This window comes from Enterobacter sp. MF024, from assembly GCF_005843915.1.
GTDB lineage: Bacteria > Pseudomonadota > Gammaproteobacteria > Enterobacterales > Enterobacteriaceae > Enterobacter > Enterobacter barmai.
This window is the reverse complement of the sequence record NZ_VCBB01000014.1, coordinates 31,101-46,785: the sequence shown is the minus strand read 5'-3', so window position 1 is coordinate 46,785 and position 15,685 is coordinate 31,101. Positions and strand designations below refer to the sequence as shown.

The following is a 15,685-nucleotide window of genomic DNA, read 5'->3' as shown; positions in this document are numbered from 1 at the left end:
AGGGGGTCGCGGGTTCGAGTCCCGTCCGTTCCGCCACTTATAAGAAGCCCTGAGCTAACGCTCAGGGCTTTTTTCTTGCCTGTCGTTTGATTATTGCTTCTAACGCAAAAATCCTCTGCTTAATACGCTCTTTTTTCACATAGCACCGATAGCGATAATCCTCTTCATTAACAAACATGATGAAGAAAAGAGGAATTCATGACTATCCCTGCATTCGGTCTTGGCACTTTCCGCCTGAAAGACGACGTTGTTATCGCATCCGTTAAAACCGCCCTTGAATTGGGCTATCGTGCAGTTGATACCGCCCAGATCTACGACAACGAAGCAGCTGTTGGTCAGGCCATCGCAGAAAGCGGTGTATCGCGTGACGAACTTTTTATCACGACCAAGATCTGGACTGAGAACCTCAGTAAAGAGAAATTAATCCCAAGCCTTAAAGAGAGCCTGAAGAAACTGCGTACGGAGTATGTTGATCTGACGCTGATCCACTGGCCATCACCGAACGATGCCGTCTCCGTTGAAGAATTTATGCAGGCATTACTGGAAGCCAAAGCCCAGGGGCTGACGCGTGAAATTGGTATCTCCAACTTCACTATCCCATTGATGGAAAGAGCGATTGCCGCCGTTGGCGCAGAAAATATCGCTACTAATCAGATCGAACTTTCACCTTATCTGCAAAACCGTCAGGTGGTGGAGTGGGCGAAGCAGCACGGCATCCATATCACCTCTTATATGACGCTGGCTTACGGCAAGGCGCTGAAAGATGAAACCATTCTGCGCATTGCTGCTAAGCATAATGCAACCGCAGCACAGGTGATTCTGGCATGGGCGATGGGCGAAGGTTATGCGGTGATCCCGTCTTCAACTAAACGTGAAAACCTGGCGAGCAACCTGCTGGCGCGGGATCTGAAGCTGGATCAGGATGACAAAAAAGCGATCGCTGAGCTCAATTGCAACGATCGTCTGGTTAGCCCAGAAGGCCTGGCACCGAACTGGGATTAAGTTAACCCACCCTCTGTACTCCAAACCCTCTTACAGCTCCTTCGGGAGCTGTTTTACATGCTCGCTCAGAAAATCAATAAAGGCCCGGATCCGGGTACTCACCGCTCTGTCGCTGTAATAGACCGCGCTGAAGGGCATCTGAACCGGCAGGCGCTTATCCGCCATCAGCTCGACTAATTCACCCCGCGCGATCTCTTTATCAATCATATAATCCGACAGGCAAGCAATCCCATTTCCTTCCAGGCATAACTGTTTGAGCGTCTCGCCGCTGTTCGATGATAAACCGCAGACCACTTCATGCAGCTGGCCATCGTGGCAGGCAACGGGCCAGGTATTTAGCGATACCGGCTCCGTGAAGCCTAGGCACAGATGCTGCTTCAGCTCATCAATCGTCTCAGGCTTGCCGAAGCGGGCAATATAGTCCGGAGAGGCGATAATTTTGCGATAGCTGGTAAACAGAGGACGAGCCCGCAGACTGGAATCCGTTAATGTCCCGGCGCGGATCGCGACATCCACCTTGCGCTCGATCAGATTGATAAAGGTTTCTGAGGAGACCAGTGAGAGCGTCATTTCCGGATAACGTTCGCGGAAAGGCTTAATAAGAGGCATCAGGAAATGCAGCACAACGGGGGTCGCTGCATCGATACGTAATAGTCCTCGCGGTGTGCTGCGCGTTTCCATGATCTCTGTTTCGGCGGCGGCCATCTCCTGCAGGATGGACTGTACGCGCCGGAAATAGCGTTCACCTTCTTCTGTCAGGCTGAGCTGGCGGGTTGTCCGGTTCAGCAGGCTGACGCCCAGCTTCATCTCCAGCTTTTTGACCGAGCGGCTGACGGCAGAATTGGCCTGTCCCAGCTGTTCAGCCGCACGGCTAAAACTGCCGCTCTCAACGACGGCGACGAATATCGCCAGCTCCTCAGAGGTTGCTTTCATTGTTGCTTTATCCGCAAAATTTTATTGATACTTTGAGCATTTTTGTTATTTAAACACTGGCGCATACTTCGTGTCATCTTAATCCTGATGAGACGGAGTTTTTTATGCCTCTGGCGCTACTTGCCCTGACGATCAGTGCCTTTGCAATCGGCACGACTGAATTTGTTATTGTAGGTCTGGTTCCAACGATTGCTGACCAACTTGCTATCTCGCTGCCTTCAGCGGGTCTACTGGTTTCTATCTATGCTCTTGGCGTGGCAATCGGCGCGCCGGTGCTGACCGCGCTTACAGGCCGTCTACCGCGTAAGCAGCTGCTGATGGCATTGATGGTGCTGTTCACCGCGGGCAACATTCTTGCCTGGCAGGCACCGGATTATACGACGCTGGTCATTGCCCGCCTGCTGACGGGTCTTGCTCATGGCGTCTTCTTCTCTATCGGCTCAACAATTGCCACAAGTCTGGTGCCGAAAGAGAAGGCCGCCTCCGCCATCGCCATTATGTTTGGTGGTTTAACCGTCGCGCTGGTCACAGGGGTTCCGCTAGGCACCTTTATTGGGCAGCATTTTGGCTGGCGCGAAACTTTTCTTGCGGTCTCACTGCTGGGCGTGATTGCGCTGATTAGCAGTCTGGTACTGATCCCGTCCAATATTCCGGGGCGTGCGGCAGCGACGTTGCGCGATCAACTGAAGGTACTGACACATCCTCGTTTGCTGATGATCTATGCTATTACGGCATTGGGTTACGGCGGGGTCTTTACCGCGTTTACCTTCCTGGCACCCATGATGCAGGACCTGGCCGGGTTCTCACCGAGCGCCGTCAGCTGGATCCTGCTGGGCTATGGTGTTTCGGTGGCGATTGGCAATATCTGGGGTGGCAAGCTGGCGGATAAGCATGGTGCAGTCCCGGCATTGAAAATTATCTTTGCCGCCCTGGTTGTGCTGCTCATGGTCTTCCAGTTTACCGCTTCCATGCAGTATGCCGCGCTGGCGACGGTACTGGTGATGGGGATCTTCGCCTTCGGCAACGTACCGGGTCTCCAGGTGTACGTTGTGCAGAAAGCCGAGCTGTATACGCCCAACGCTGTGGATGTGGCCTCCGGTTTGAATATCGCCGCGTTTAACGTCGGTATCGCGCTGGGTTCGATTATCGGTGGGCAGACGGTAGAGCATTTCGGTCTGTCACAAACACCGTGGATTGGGGCGATAATTGTGCTGGTCGCCTTTCTGTTGATTGGTCTTAGTGGCCGCCTGGATAAGCCTGCTCGCGTCGCTCTGGGATAGCTTAATGTAAGTACTTACTGACAAAACTACTCAGGAGTTTCTTAGTAATTGCGTTGAAAGTGTGAGCTGAAAACCCTATAACATTAGAACCCGCTCCTGATTCTGGACGGGTTCTTGTTGATAGAGGTCGTTTCACACCGTGCGAAAAAATACCTATGCCATGCGTTATGTTGCCGGACAACCCGCGGAGAGGATCTTACCTCCGGGGTCGTTTGCGAGCATTGGCCAGGCATTACCTGCGGGGGCGCCTTTAAGCAGCGACGAAAAAATTCGCGTGCTGGTATGGAATATCTTCAAACAGCAACGTGCTGAATGGTTATCTGTCCTGCAGAATTTTGGCAAAGATGCTCATCTGGTGCTGTTGCAGGAGGCGCAAACCACGCCTGAACTGGTCAGGTTTGCAACCACCAACTATCTCGCTGCCGACCAGGTTCCGGCGTTTGTCTTACCCCAGCATCCATCAGGAGTAATGACGCTTTCTGCTGCGCATCCCGTTTATTGCTGCCCATTGCGCGAACGCGAACCGCTTCTGCGCCTGGCGAAATCCGCCCTCGTCACCGTCTATCCGCTGCCGGATACCCGTCTGCTGATGGTGGTGAATATCCACGCGGTCAACTTCAGTCTCGGCGTGGATGTGTACAGTAAGCAGTTGCTGCCTATTGGCGATCAGATTGCGCATCACAGCGGCCCGGTGGTGATGGCCGGTGATTTCAATGCCTGGAGCCGCCCGCGAATGAATGCGCTGTATCGCTTTGCGCGTGAGATGTCGCTGCGCGAAGTACGCTTTACCGATGACCAGCGGCGCAAGGCCTTTGGTCGCCCCCTCGATTTTGTCTTCTATCGTGGTTTGAACGTGAGCGAAGCCTCTGTGCTGGTGACTCGCGCGTCCGATCACAATCCGCTACTAGTTGAATTCAGTCCCGGCAAACCTGAGAGATAGAGGTGCGTCAGGTCTGCCGTGGGGCAGGCCTGCGCGGGTGCTGCCCTTTATTTTTCATCAACCGAAGGACAGCAAAATGACAACACAATCCCATCATGACAACGTAGAAAAACAGTTTGGCTCCCAGGCTAAGGCCTATCTGACGAGCGCGGTGCACGCATCCGGGCGCGATTTGCAGCGGCTGGCTGAACGTCTGGCCGATTTTCCTGAGGCCAGCGTCCTTGATTTAGGCTGCGGGGCGGGTCATGCCAGCTTCGTGGCGGCGCAGCAGGTGGCGCATGTGACCGCATACGACTTGTCCAGCCAGATGCTGGAGGTGGTATCAGTCGCGGCCAGTGAGAAGGGATTAAGTAATATCACCACCCGTCAGGGCTATGCGGAATCCTTACCCTTTGACGATCAAACGTTTGATATTGTGATTAGCCGCTATTCGGCGCACCACTGGCATGATGTCGGCCAGGCGTTGCGCGAGGTTAAAAGGGTACTGAAGCCGGGTGGTCTGGTTATCATCATGGATATCATGTCGCCGGGCCACCCGGTACGTGATATCTGGTTACAGACGGTGGAAGCGCTGCGGGATACTTCGCATGTCCGCAACTATTCCAGCGGCGAGTGGTTGTCCATGTTAACCGAGGCGGGGCTGATCTCGCGATCGTTGCAGACTGACCGGTTGACGCTGGAGTTTTCTTCGTGGATCGCCCGTATGCGCACCCCAGAGGCTCTGAGCCAGGCGATTCGCCTGTATCAGGATAGCGCCTCTGCCGAGGTCAAAGCCTACTTTGAGCTGAAGGAAGAGGGCTCGTTTACCAGCGATACCATTCTGGCGGAAGCCCAAAAGGCGGGATAAACAAAAAAGGCACCGAGGGGAATCGGTGCCTTTTTCACAGCTGGTCTCTGAAATCAGGAGTCCGGGGTGGCGTTATTTTTCACAAACAACGTTATCCGGTCGCCAGGCTGCAGATTGTCCGTATCGCTGTTCCAGCGCATCACATCTTTGATGTTCACGCCATGACGCTTAGCAATACTGGAAAGCGAATCACCTTTTTGTACGCGATAGGTAATGCTATCGCTGTTATTGGCGAGACGCTGCGCGCTGTTACCTGCGCCAATCGTCAGGTTCTGGCCCACTTTAAGGCTAGAGCCGCGCAGCTTGTTCCACTGCTGCAGATCTTTAGTGCTCACGCCGAGACGTGATGCGATGCCTGAAAGCGTATCACCTGTACGTACCTGATAGCTACGGCTGTTAAGCGGTGTGTTATCCGCAATCAGCGTAGACTGAACCGCTTCAATTTCACCCGCCGCCAGAGATACCCGTAACTGTTCAGCGTGTTTCTGCGGCACCAGAACGTACTTCGGTCCGCTGTTACCAAGCGTAGAGCCTTTAACACCTGCGTTGAAGGCTTTCAGTTTGGTCACCGAGATACCTGCCATATCCGCAACCTGTCTCAGTTCAACAGGGTTGTTGATACGCACTCTCGCCAGCGCACGACTTTCGTCTGAGGTCGGCAACTGCACGCCGTACTGTTTGCTGTTTTTGAATATTTCACTCAAAGCCAGCATTTTAGGTACGTATAATTTGGTTTCCCGTGGCAGTGGAAGCGACCAAAAGTCGGTAGGTTTACCCCGTGCTTTATTCGCTTTCATTGCCTTCAGTACACGACCCTCACCGCTATTATAAGCAGCGACCGTCAGCAGCCAGTCACCGTCGAACATCTTGTTCAGACGTTGCATCATGTCGAGAGCGGCAGTCGTCGAAGCGACTACATCACGACGCGCATCGTAGTTGCGGGTCTGTTTTAAACCATAATTTCGCCCTGTGCTCGGTATGATCTGCCAAAGACCTGCGGCCTTGGCGCCAGACGTTGCGTGTGGGTCAAAAGCGCTCTCCACTATGGGTAGTAGTACCAGTTCCATGGGCATGTTACGTTTCTTAACTTGCCCTGCTATCCAGTACATATACGGCTCTGCCCGTAAAGTTACATCGTGGAGATAGCTCTTATTGCTTAAATACTTCTGTTTCTGTTCGCGAATCCGGCTGTTTTCCGGAATTCCCATCTTTAGCTCGTCGCCAATAGAGACCCACAAGTCTTGATCCTGTGCGAAAGACGTCCCATCGTCTGCCCATCGCGATTGACTTGTAAACTTCCCTGCTTCCCCTTGACCAGCTGCAGAAAGGCTCTGTGCGTGCTGTTGTACGTTGCCAGTGTTCTGAGACGCCTGGCAACCCACAAGCAGGACAGAGGCGAGTAATATCGCTTTTGCCTTCATGTGTGTGTCAATAGTTGCTTAAAAGACGAGCGATGATAACGACGAATAATTAAAAAGGCAACCCGCAATTGTCAGAAGTCATCTTTCTTTGACCTTAACCATGCAAAACAATCCTCAGGTTGTAACATATTTGTTTCTTCTTTAATTTTTTTAACTAAATCAACATCATCTGTTCTGAGAAATAAATTAATTTTACGTTCATTTTTCAGAGTTACGGGGAGTGTTTTTTGGTTTTTTGCGCGTAACTCATTCACTTTGCGATAATATTCCTGAATCGCTGTATCCTCTGGCAGGATGTGCATCGCAAACTTCATATTCGCTAAAGTGTATTCATGTGCGCAACAAATCAGAGTATCTTCGGGCAGGGCGTCAATTTTCTTAAAGGACTGATACATCTGGGATGGCGTGCCTTCGAACAGCCTTCCGCAGCCGCCAGAGAACATTGTGTCCCCACAGAAAAGATAAGGAAAACTGAAGTACGAAATATGTCCGGAAGTGTGACCAGGTGTGGCAATTACAGAAAATTCCAACCCAAGAATGAGGATCTTTTCGCCATCTTTGACTACGCGCGTTGTTCCCTTATTTTGTGTCTCTGCGGGACCGTATACCACAAGATGCGGAAATTTTGCGCAGATAGCCGCCACGCCGCCAACGTGGTCATGATGGTGGTGCGTCAGCAAAATCGCTTCCGGCTGCCACTGGTTTTGCTCAATGGCTTTCAACACCGGCTCAGCCTCGCCAGGATCGACAATCACACAACGACCATCATCATTGCTCAAAACCCAGATGTAATTGTCCTGAAAAGCAGAAATACTGTTAAGATTCATACATTACCTCTCATAGCGTGGCGGGTGTTTTGATGAAACCGGCAAGGATACCTCAGATTGTTACCGCACCGAAACACTGGGCGGAGTTGCCCTGGGGTGAATACTATCGTGAAGCGCTTGAGCAGCAGCTTAAGCCATGGTTTGCGAAAATGTATGGTTTTCACCTGCTTAAGATTGGCAATCTGAGCGCGGAAATCAACTCTGAAAGCTGCGCGATTTCGCATCAGGTCAATGTTTCTCTGGGCGGTGAGCCCGTTCAGGTGAAGGCCAACCCGTTACAGCTGCCGTTTGCTGAGAAATCCGTTGATGCCTGCCTGCTGGCGCATTCGCTGCCCTGGTGCGATGATCCGCACCGGTTGCTGCGGGAAGCCGATCGGGTGCTGATTGACGACGGCTGGCTCGTGATCAGCGGATTTAACCCGATGAGCCTGATGGGGCTCCGAAAGCTGGTGCCGGTGCTGCGCCGCACCCCGCCGTATAACAGCCGCATGTTTACCCTGATGCGCCAACTGGACTGGCTCTCGCTGCTCAATTATGAGGTGATGTACCAGAGCGGTTTTCAGGTGATACCCTGGACGCGGCAGGGGGGGAAGATGCTCAGCACCCATTTTCCGGCGCTGGGCTGTATGCAACTGATTGTGGCACGTAAGAGAACGATCCCTCTGACGCTAAATCCCATGAAGCAAAGCAAGGCAAAAACGCGGTTGCGTGCCGCCGTCGGCGCCACGCGACAGTACCGAAAGCCCTGATCAGGCTTCCGGTTTGTATCCTACATCCTCATGCTGAGGATTCATTGCGGCAGCGCGCGCCAGTTCGTCGCAACGTTCGTTTTCAGGATGTCCGGCGTGGCCTTTCACCCATTCCCACTGGATTTTATGCTGGCTAAGCGCCGCATCCAGGCGTTGCCAGAGATCGACATTCTTGACCGGTTTTTTATCTGCGGTTTTCCAGCCGCGTTTTTTCCAGTTATGGATCCACTGGGTGATCCCCTGGCGTACATACTGGCTATCGGTGCTCAGCACGATATCACAGTGCTCTTTCAGCGCCTCGAGAGCCACAATCGCGGCCATCAACTCCATACGGTTGTTGGTCGTCAGGCGAAAACCTTCGTTGAAGGTTTTTTCGTGTTCACGATAACGCAAAATCGCACCGTAGCCGCCCGGCCCCGGGTTGCCGAGGCACGATCCGTCGGTGTAAATCTCTACCTGTTTACGCATCCTGGCAGACATCCTGTAATCAAAACGGTAAGTCTGACATAAATGGTCGCCATCAGCACTGCAAAATAAAGTCCCTGTGAATTAGCCTTTGAACGCCTGGTCAGGTTGTTTACAATGTCGTCGTTAAAACGAACAGGCTGACAGAATGAGTATTGCAGACACACATAACGCCGACAGGATCATTGTCCTCGATACCGAAACCACCGGTATGAACCAGATCGGTGCCCATTATGAAGGGCATAAGATCATTGAGATCGGTGCGGTGGAGGTGGTTAACCGCCGTCTTACCGGCAATAACTTTCACGTTTACCTGAAGCCAGACCGGCTGGTGGACCCGGAAGCCTTTGGGGTTCACGGGATTGCCGATGAATTTCTGCTGGATAAACCCACCTTTGCTGACGTCGCCGATGAATTCATCGACTATATCAAAGGCGGCGAGCTGGTCATTCATAATGCCTCGTTCGATATCGGCTTTATGGATTATGAATTCAGCAAGCTCAACCGAGGCCTGCCGAAGACAGACACCTTCTGCAAGGTCACCGATAGCCTGGCGATGGCAAGGAAGATGTTCCCCGGCAAGCGGAACAGCCTTGATGCATTGTGCTCACGCTATGAAATAGACAACAGCAAACGAACGCTACACGGGGCACTGCTCGATGCCCAGATCCTGGCAGACGTCTATCTGATCATGACGGGCGGCCAGACCGCCCTGGCATTTAGTTCCGATAGCGATGCACAGCAGCAGTCCGGCGAAAGCGAAATTCAGCGCGTTATTCGTCAGTCCAGTGCGCTGCGCGTCATACTTGCCAGCGATGAGGAGTTAATGGCGCATGAATCCCGTCTCGATCTGGTGCAGAAGAAGGGCGGAAGCTGCCTCTGGCGCGGATAAAAGTGGCTGAAACGCTGGTAAAATGACCGTTCGGATCGTTTTTGCAGCAAGCGATTCAAAAACTGAGAAAAAGCATTGACGGGATCGAGGGCAAACCGTAATATCTGCCTCGTTCCCAAGGGAACACAGCGGAGCGGTAGTTCAGTCGGTTAGAATACCTGCCTGTCACGCAGGGGGTCGCGGGTTCGAGTCCCGTCCGTTCCGCCACTATTCAGAAGGCCTGAGTCAGCAATGACTCAGGCCTTTCTCATTTTATTCGCCAGGTAAAATTTGCCGGGCAACCTCAAGGCCACCCGGTACACAGTTAACCGATACTGAACGGATCGGCATCCTGCCATGCAGGAAACTTCTCCCGGTACTCTCGCAACGCGGTCAGCGACAGCTCGGCATCAATACGTGTGGCGTGATGCGGCTCAGCGGAGGCAATAATCTCGCCCTGCGGACTAATCACCCGGCTGTCGCCACGGTAGTGATGACCATTGCCGTCGGTACCAACCCGATTGCAGCCAGCGACATAGGCCTGGTTTTCAATCGCCCGTGCCGTCAGCAGCGCCTGCCAGTGCAGCGAGCGTGGGGCAGGCCAGTTAGCGACATACAGGGCCAGATCATAATCGTTACGGTTACGCGACCACACCGGGAAGCGCAGGTCGTAACAGACCAACGGCAGGATGCGCCAGCCGCGCCACTCAAATACGACGCGCTCGTTACCCGCTTCGTAATGCTGGTGCTCGTCCGCCATGCGGAACAGGTGGCGCTTGTCGTAGAAATGCACCTTGCCTTCGGGCTCTACCAGCAGAAAACGGTTAACCGGCCCGCGCTCGGTCTGCAGCGCGGCGCTGCCAGCAATTAATGCCTGGGTTTGCTGCGCTCTGGCCTGCATCCAGGCGATCAGCTCGTCCTGTGGCAGGGACTGTTTAGCCGCTTCCATGGCAAACCCGGTGGTGAACATTTCCGGCAGGATAATGACGTCGCGTCCGGCGATCTCTTCCAGTTGACGATCAAAATGGCGCAGGTTGGCCGGACCATCCATCCACACCAGCGGTTGTTGCAAAAGCGTAATCTTCAAACCAGGCACAGTTAAGACTCCTCGAATAACCCCATTTTGACACTGTAGCACGACAATCACAGAAACGGGTGGCAATAAAAAACCCCGCACTAGGCGGGGTTTTTTGCGTACTGAAACGGGTTAGGCGGCTTCAGGTTTACGCACTATCTCTTTCAGCTTTACCGGCTGCGTCGCCAGCTCTTCAGCGTCAAAATCATCAACGTTAATACTGCGCAGACGGCTCTCTTCCGCTTTGATCAGCAGGTCTGCTTCATCTTTAGTAATGATGCCGCCCGCCAGGGCTTCTTTAGCCAGTTCGTTCAGACGGGTGAACGGCAGGTTTTTACCCAGCTGTTTGCAGATCTTCTGATGAATCGGATCGGCAGCCATCACGTCCAGCAGCGCCTCTTCCAGCAGACCGACCGGGTTATGCTCGGTCGGGGCCAGATACTGACCGCGCCCGATACGTGAGCGGGTGGCGCTCGGAACCTGCAGGATCTTCGCAACTTTATGATCCAGCTTATCGGACGGTGCCAGATAGTGACGGCCGGTCGGGAAGATCACCACGCGCAGGGCGCCCGCCACAAAGCGGTTCGGGAAGTTCACCAGCAGATCGTCGATAGCCTGTTCCGCCTGATACAGCGCATCCTGCACGCCCCAGTGCACCAGCGGCAGATCCGCTTCATGACGGCCTTCATCGTCATAGCGCTTCAGCACTGCCGAGGCGAGGAAGATCTGGCTCAGCACATCACCCAGACGGGCAGAAATACGCTCCCGACGCTTCAGGCTACCGCCCAGTACCGCCATCGACACGTCAGAGAGCAGCGCAAGGTTGGCACTCAGACGGTTCAGATGCTGGTAGTAACGACGGGTCGCATCGCCGGTTGGCGTGGCGCTGGTCAGGCCGCGGGTCAGACCCAGCCACAGGCTGCGCATTTTGTTGCTGCCGACGTGACCGATATGTTTAAACAGCAGCTTATCGAACGCATCAACATCGTTGTTCTGGGCGGCAGCCATCTCTTCCAGCACGTAGGGATGGCAGCGAATTGCGCCCTGGCCGAAGATCATCATGCTGCGGGTCAGAATGTTCGCCCCTTCAACGGTGATGGCAATCGGTGCGCCCTGGTAGCCACGCGCCAGGAAGTTGCCTTCACCCAGCATAATGCCTTTACCGCCGGCAATATCCATCGCATCGATGATGGACTGCTGTGCACGGTGGGTACAGTGGTACTTCACAATAGCGGACAGCACGGCCGGTTTTTCGCCCAGCATGATGCCGTAGGTAATTAAGGAAGCGGCGGCATCCATCACGTAGGCGTTGCCTGCGATACGGGCCAGCGGCTCCTCGATCCCTTCCATCTTACCGATAGAGATTCTGAACTGACGGCGGATGTGAGCGTAAGCGCCAATCCCCATTGCTACCGATTTCAGACCGCCCGTGGAGTTCGACGGCAGGGTAATGCCGCGGCCAACGGACAGACATTCCACCAGCATGCGCCAGCCCTGACCGGCCATTTTCGGGCCACCGATGATGTAATCAATCGGCACAAAGATATCCTGACCGCGGGTAGGGCCGTTCTGGAACGGCACATTCAGCGGGAAGTGACGACGACCAATCTCAACGCCAGGGGTGCTGGTTGGGATCAGCGCACAGGTGATGCCCAGATCCTCTTCGCCGCCTAACAGTTTGTCCGGGTCAGAGAGTTTAAACGCCAGGCCCAGCACGGTGGCAATGGGTGCCAGCGTAATGTAACGCTTGTTCCAGGTCAGACGCATACCCAGAACCTGCTCGCCCTGCCACTCGCCCATGCAGACCACGCCGGTATCCGGAATAGCGCCCGCATCGGAACCCGCTTCCGGGCTGGTGAGTGCAAAGCAAGGGATCTCGAGGCCACGCGCCAGACGCGGCAGGTAGTGATTTTTTTGCTCTTCGGTACCGTAATGTTGCAGCAGTTCACCCGGGCCTAAGGAGTTAGGCACGCCGACGGTGATCGCCAGGATCCCGGAGACGCCAGACAGTTTTTGCAGCACGCGAGCCTGGGCGTAAGCAGAGAACTCCAGCCCACCGTACTCTTTCTTGATGATCATCGCGAAGAAGCGATGCTCTTTTAAAAATGCCCACAGTTCCGGCGGCAGATCGGCCATCTCATGGGTGATCTGGAAGTCATTCGCCATGCGGCAGGCTTCTTCAACCGGGCCGTCAATAAACGCCTGTTCTTCAGCAGTAAGGCGCGGCTGCGGGTAGTTATGCAGCTTTTTCCAGTCTGGGTTGCCCTGGAACAGCTCGCCTTCCCACCAGGTGGTGCCCGCGTCAATCGCCTCTTTTTCGGTACGCGACATCGGCGGCATCACTTTGCGAAAGCCACGGAATACCGGTGCTGAAATCAGCGATTTACGCATGGAAGTGACGTTGAACGGCACCAGAATAATCGCCAGCGGAACCAGCACCCAGGTGTTCCAGATGCCGGTTACGCCCAGCGCAGCGGTCCAGGCCAGTAAGATAAGGCTGCTCAGAATTAAGCTGACCCGGTGATAGAACAACACCCCGAGCAGAACAACGGTTAAGAGAATACTTAAAATCATCATAAAGAATTGCTCCCTGTCTTGTAGGAGGTCTGACCACTTGTGATGATATGGTTGTAGTGGATGTTATTTCTTTTAGCAATGCATTCACAAAATAATTACAACCTGGTTCACATTGTTCAGGTTTTACCCGGCACAAAAAAGCAAAACGCCCGACGATTCGCGCGGCTTTAGCTTCTCGCTTTTACCGCTATCCGGTAAACTTGCTCTGTTATTTCATCAATACTGAAGGATTATCCTCATGTACCAGGATCTTATTCGTAACGAACTGAACGAAGCGGCGGAAACGCTGGCCAACTTTCTGAAAGATGAAGCCAATATCCACGCTATTCAGCGCGCGGCGGTCCTGCTGGCCGACAGCTTCAAAGCGGGCGGTAAAGTCCTCTCCTGCGGCAATGGCGGTTCGCATTGCGATGCCATGCACTTTGCCGAAGAGCTGACCGGCCGTTATCGCGAAAACCGTCCGGGCTACCCGGCGATTGCGATCTCTGACGTCAGCCACATCTCCTGCGTGGGCAATGACTTCGGTTACGATCACATCTTTTCGCGTTATGTTGAAGCCGTGGGCCGTGAAGGGGATGTTCTGCTGGGGATTTCCACCTCAGGCAACTCCGCCAACGTGATCAAAGCGATCGAAGCTGCACGTGAAAAAGGGATGAAAGTGATCACCCTGACCGGTAAAGATGGCGGCAAAATGGCCGGTTCTGCGGATATCGAAATCCGCGTGCCGCATTTCGGTTACGCTGACCGTGTTCAGGAAATTCACATCAAAGTGATTCATATCCTGATTCAACTGATCGAAAAAGAGATGGTTAAGTAAGACTTCGCTGGGGGCAATATGCCCCCGCTGTTGTGGAGGTGATGTATGTGCGAACTGCTCGGGATGAGCGCCAATGTGCCAACCGATATCTGCTTTAGTTTCACCGGGCTGGTGCAGCGCGGTGGAGGAACCGGGCCGCATAAAGACGGCTGGGGTATCACCTTCTACGAAGGAAAAGGCTGTCGCACGTTCAAGGATCCACAACCCAGCTTCAACTCCCCCATTGCCAGACTGGTGCAGGACTATCCCATTAAATCTTGCTCGGTGGTGGCGCATATTCGCCAGGCCAACCGGGGTGAAGTGGCGCTGGAAAACACCCACCCGTTTACCCGCGAGCTGTGGGGACGCAACTGGACCTACGCCCATAACGGCCAGCTGAGCGGTTATAAATCACTGGAGACGGGCAACTTCCGTCCGGTGGGGGAAACCGACAGCGAAAAGGCCTTCTGCTGGCTGCTACACAAGCTGACCGAACGCTATCCGCGCACGCCGGGCAACATGACCGCGGTCTTTAAATACATCGCCTCGCTGGCGGCGGAGCTGCGGGAGAAAGGTGTCTTTAATATGCTGCTGTCGGACGGGCGTTATGTGATGGCGTTCTGCTCGACGAACCTGTTCTGGATCACCCGGCGGGCGCCCTTTGGTGTGGCAAAACTGCTGGATCAGGATGTGGAAATTGATTTTCAGACCGAAACCACACCCAACGATGTGGTCACGGTTATCGCTACTCAGCCGCTGACGGGCAATGAAGCCTGGCAAAAAATCATGCCAGGCGAGTGGATCTTATTTTGTCTCGGGGAGAGAGTAGTTTGACGCCAGCTGTGGCTGGACGACCTCGTGGCTCAGCGGCTTGCTGACCACGTAACGTCCATCCACCACCGAAACGGTCGGCGGCTTATGCGTCTGCTGGAAGTAGTCATAACCCGGCTTCAGCTGTTTCCAGAAATCGGCGTAGTATGAGCTCTTGTGACGCTGCATATTGGCATCGGTCATGCGGAACGGATAGATGCTCACCTGCACGGCAGACTGGCCAAACACCAGCGCGCCGGTCACAAACTGGAAGATCTCATCAATACCGCTGTCCGTCATCGCGTAGCAACCCACCGACACGCAGGCACCGTGGATCATCAGGTATTTCCCGTCATAGCCATGCGCACGGTCAAAGGCATTCGGGAAACCAATGTTGATGGCTTTATAGAAGCGGCTGTCGGGTTTTAGCTGGCTACGCTGAACGCTGTAGAACCCCTCCGGGCTTTTGAAATCGCCCTGACGCTGTTTCGGGCCGAGGCCGCCGGAGTAGTTACAGATTTTATAGCTGTCGAGCAGCTGATACGTCTCACCCATCTTCACGAACAGGTCTAACGTGCGCTCTTCCTTATAGATCTGGATATAGACCGGAGAGCCCATCAACTGCTGTTTGTATTCTTTGCTAATCGGCGTTGTTGAGCTGTTGCTGCTGAGCAGCCCGGCAAACGAAACGCACGGAATAAGAAGCATCGCAATGAACAATGCGATTTTACGCATACTACATGTTCCTTGATAAAACCTAACCAACTTGCCAGGACGGCAAAAGAGACCCGAACTCAGAATTATCTGTATTAGGAGCGCTCACATTAGCACCACTGCATTTTTTCGCAAGCGTCGGCGCGTGGGTTTACAAAATAGTTTTACCTTATAACCTGGATTGACTCCGCTGGCATTGAGAACTTTGCGTAACCGGTCGCATTTTAGCACCCGCCGCTGCGTTATCTCTGCCTCATGATGGTGGAAAATGGTACACTGCGCGCGTCTTACGACCGAAGGTCAAGAAAGGGAGCTTTTTCAGGATCATCCGCGATCCTGCTGGTCACATCAGCGACTTCTCGCCACCTTTCTTTTCCT

15 protein-coding genes and 1 tRNA gene are annotated in these 15,685 nt (G+C 53.8%); 9 read left to right on the top strand and 7 right to left on the bottom strand.

Annotated features, from left to right (window positions below):
• Nucleotides 1–198: 198 nt before the first annotated feature.
• Nucleotides 199–1,002: a 2,5-didehydrogluconate reductase DkgB gene (gene dkgB, locus FFB58_RS18940; RefSeq protein ID WP_138370699.1), complete on the top strand. Its 804-nt coding sequence runs from the start codon at nt 199–201 to the stop codon at nt 1,000–1,002.
• A 30-nt stretch (nt 1,003–1,032) separates the two neighbouring features.
• On the opposite strand, the gene yafC is transcribed toward dkgB, so the two are convergent.
• Complete coding sequence (yafC, locus tag FFB58_RS18935) at nt 1,033–1,935, bottom strand: DNA-binding transcriptional regulator YafC (protein ID WP_039032072.1); 903 nt, start codon at nt 1,933–1,935, stop codon at nt 1,033–1,035.
• A 104-nt stretch (nt 1,936–2,039) separates the two neighbouring features.
• On the opposite strand from yafC, the gene FFB58_RS18930 reads away from it, so the two are divergent.
• From FFB58_RS18930 to FFB58_RS18920, 3 genes are all read left to right on the top strand, one after another.
• The gene (locus FFB58_RS18930) at nt 2,040–3,215 is read left to right on the top strand and encodes an MFS transporter (protein WP_138370698.1); all 1,176 of its coding nucleotides are present in this window, start codon (nt 2,040–2,042) and stop codon (nt 3,213–3,215) included.
• Nucleotides 3,216–3,354: 139 nt separating this feature from the next.
• Nucleotides 3,355–4,155 carry an endonuclease/exonuclease/phosphatase family protein gene (locus FFB58_RS18925; protein ID WP_039032074.1) on the top strand — a complete coding sequence of 267 codons (801 nt, stop codon included), beginning with the start codon at nt 3,355–3,357 and terminating at the stop codon, nt 4,153–4,155.
• A gap of 76 nt (nt 4,156–4,231) precedes the next feature.
• Nucleotides 4,232–5,002: a class I SAM-dependent methyltransferase gene (locus FFB58_RS18920; RefSeq protein WP_138370697.1), complete on the top strand. Its 771-nt coding sequence runs from the start codon at nt 4,232–4,234 to the stop codon at nt 5,000–5,002.
• Between the two features lie 53 nt (nt 5,003–5,055).
• Here FFB58_RS18920 and mltD read toward each other — a convergent pair whose 3' ends face one another.
• Nucleotides 5,056–6,423 (bottom strand): murein transglycosylase D, encoded by a 1,368-nt coding sequence (gene mltD / locus FFB58_RS18915; protein WP_039032075.1) that lies wholly within the window; start codon nt 6,421–6,423, stop codon nt 5,056–5,058.
• Nucleotides 6,424–6,494: 71 nt separating this feature from the next.
• Entirely contained in the window at nt 6,495–7,250 is a 756-nt protein-coding gene (gene gloB, locus FFB58_RS18910) for a hydroxyacylglutathione hydrolase (protein ID WP_039032076.1), read from the bottom strand.
• Between the two features lie 32 nt (nt 7,251–7,282).
• Here gloB and FFB58_RS18905 point away from each other — a divergent pair, with 32 nt between their 5' ends.
• Nucleotides 7,283–7,999: a class I SAM-dependent methyltransferase gene (locus FFB58_RS18905; RefSeq protein ID WP_039032077.1), complete on the top strand. Its 717-nt coding sequence runs from the start codon at nt 7,283–7,285 to the stop codon at nt 7,997–7,999.
• Here the strand turns inward: FFB58_RS18905 and rnhA are convergent, their stop codons facing one another.
• Nucleotides 8,000–8,467: a ribonuclease HI gene (gene rnhA, locus FFB58_RS18900; RefSeq protein WP_039032078.1), complete on the bottom strand. Its 468-nt coding sequence runs from the start codon at nt 8,465–8,467 to the stop codon at nt 8,000–8,002.
• A gap of 145 nt (nt 8,468–8,612) precedes the next feature.
• Between rnhA and dnaQ the strand changes: the two genes are divergently transcribed.
• Together dnaQ and FFB58_RS18890 are read left to right on the top strand one after the other, a co-directional pair.
• Nucleotides 8,613–9,356, top strand: coding sequence for a DNA polymerase III subunit epsilon (gene dnaQ / locus FFB58_RS18895; RefSeq protein WP_138370696.1), 744 nt, complete (start codon nt 8,613–8,615; stop codon nt 9,354–9,356).
• A gap of 130 nt (nt 9,357–9,486) precedes the next feature.
• Nucleotides 9,487–9,563 (top strand) — tRNA-Asp (locus FFB58_RS18890).
• Between the two features lie 97 nt (nt 9,564–9,660).
• On the opposite strand, the gene FFB58_RS18885 is transcribed toward FFB58_RS18890, so the two are convergent.
• On the bottom strand, nt 9,661–10,431 hold the full coding sequence (locus FFB58_RS18885) for an amidohydrolase (RefSeq protein WP_039032080.1): 771 nt from the start codon (nt 10,429–10,431) through the stop codon (nt 9,661–9,663).
• 111 nt (nt 10,432–10,542) lie between these two features.
• The gene (gene fadE, locus FFB58_RS18880) at nt 10,543–12,987 is read right to left on the bottom strand and encodes an acyl-CoA dehydrogenase FadE (RefSeq protein WP_039032081.1); all 2,445 of its coding nucleotides are present in this window, start codon (nt 12,985–12,987) and stop codon (nt 10,543–10,545) included.
• Between the two features lie 238 nt (nt 12,988–13,225).
• Here fadE and lpcA point away from each other — a divergent pair, with 238 nt between their 5' ends.
• Nucleotides 13,226–13,804: a D-sedoheptulose 7-phosphate isomerase gene (lpcA, locus tag FFB58_RS18875; protein WP_039032082.1), complete on the top strand. Its 579-nt coding sequence runs from the start codon at nt 13,226–13,228 to the stop codon at nt 13,802–13,804.
• A 45-nt stretch (nt 13,805–13,849) separates the two neighbouring features.
• Entirely contained in the window at nt 13,850–14,617 is a 768-nt protein-coding gene (locus FFB58_RS18870) for a class II glutamine amidotransferase (protein ID WP_039032083.1), read from the top strand.
• Here FFB58_RS18870 and dpaA read toward each other — a convergent pair.
• Nucleotides 14,588–15,328 carry a peptidoglycan meso-diaminopimelic acid protein amidase gene (dpaA, locus tag FFB58_RS18865; RefSeq protein WP_039032084.1) on the bottom strand — a complete coding sequence of 247 codons (741 nt, stop codon included), beginning with the start codon at nt 15,326–15,328 and terminating at the stop codon, nt 14,588–14,590. The genes FFB58_RS18870 and dpaA overlap by 30 nt on opposite strands.
• Nucleotides 15,329–15,685 lie beyond the last annotated feature (357 nt).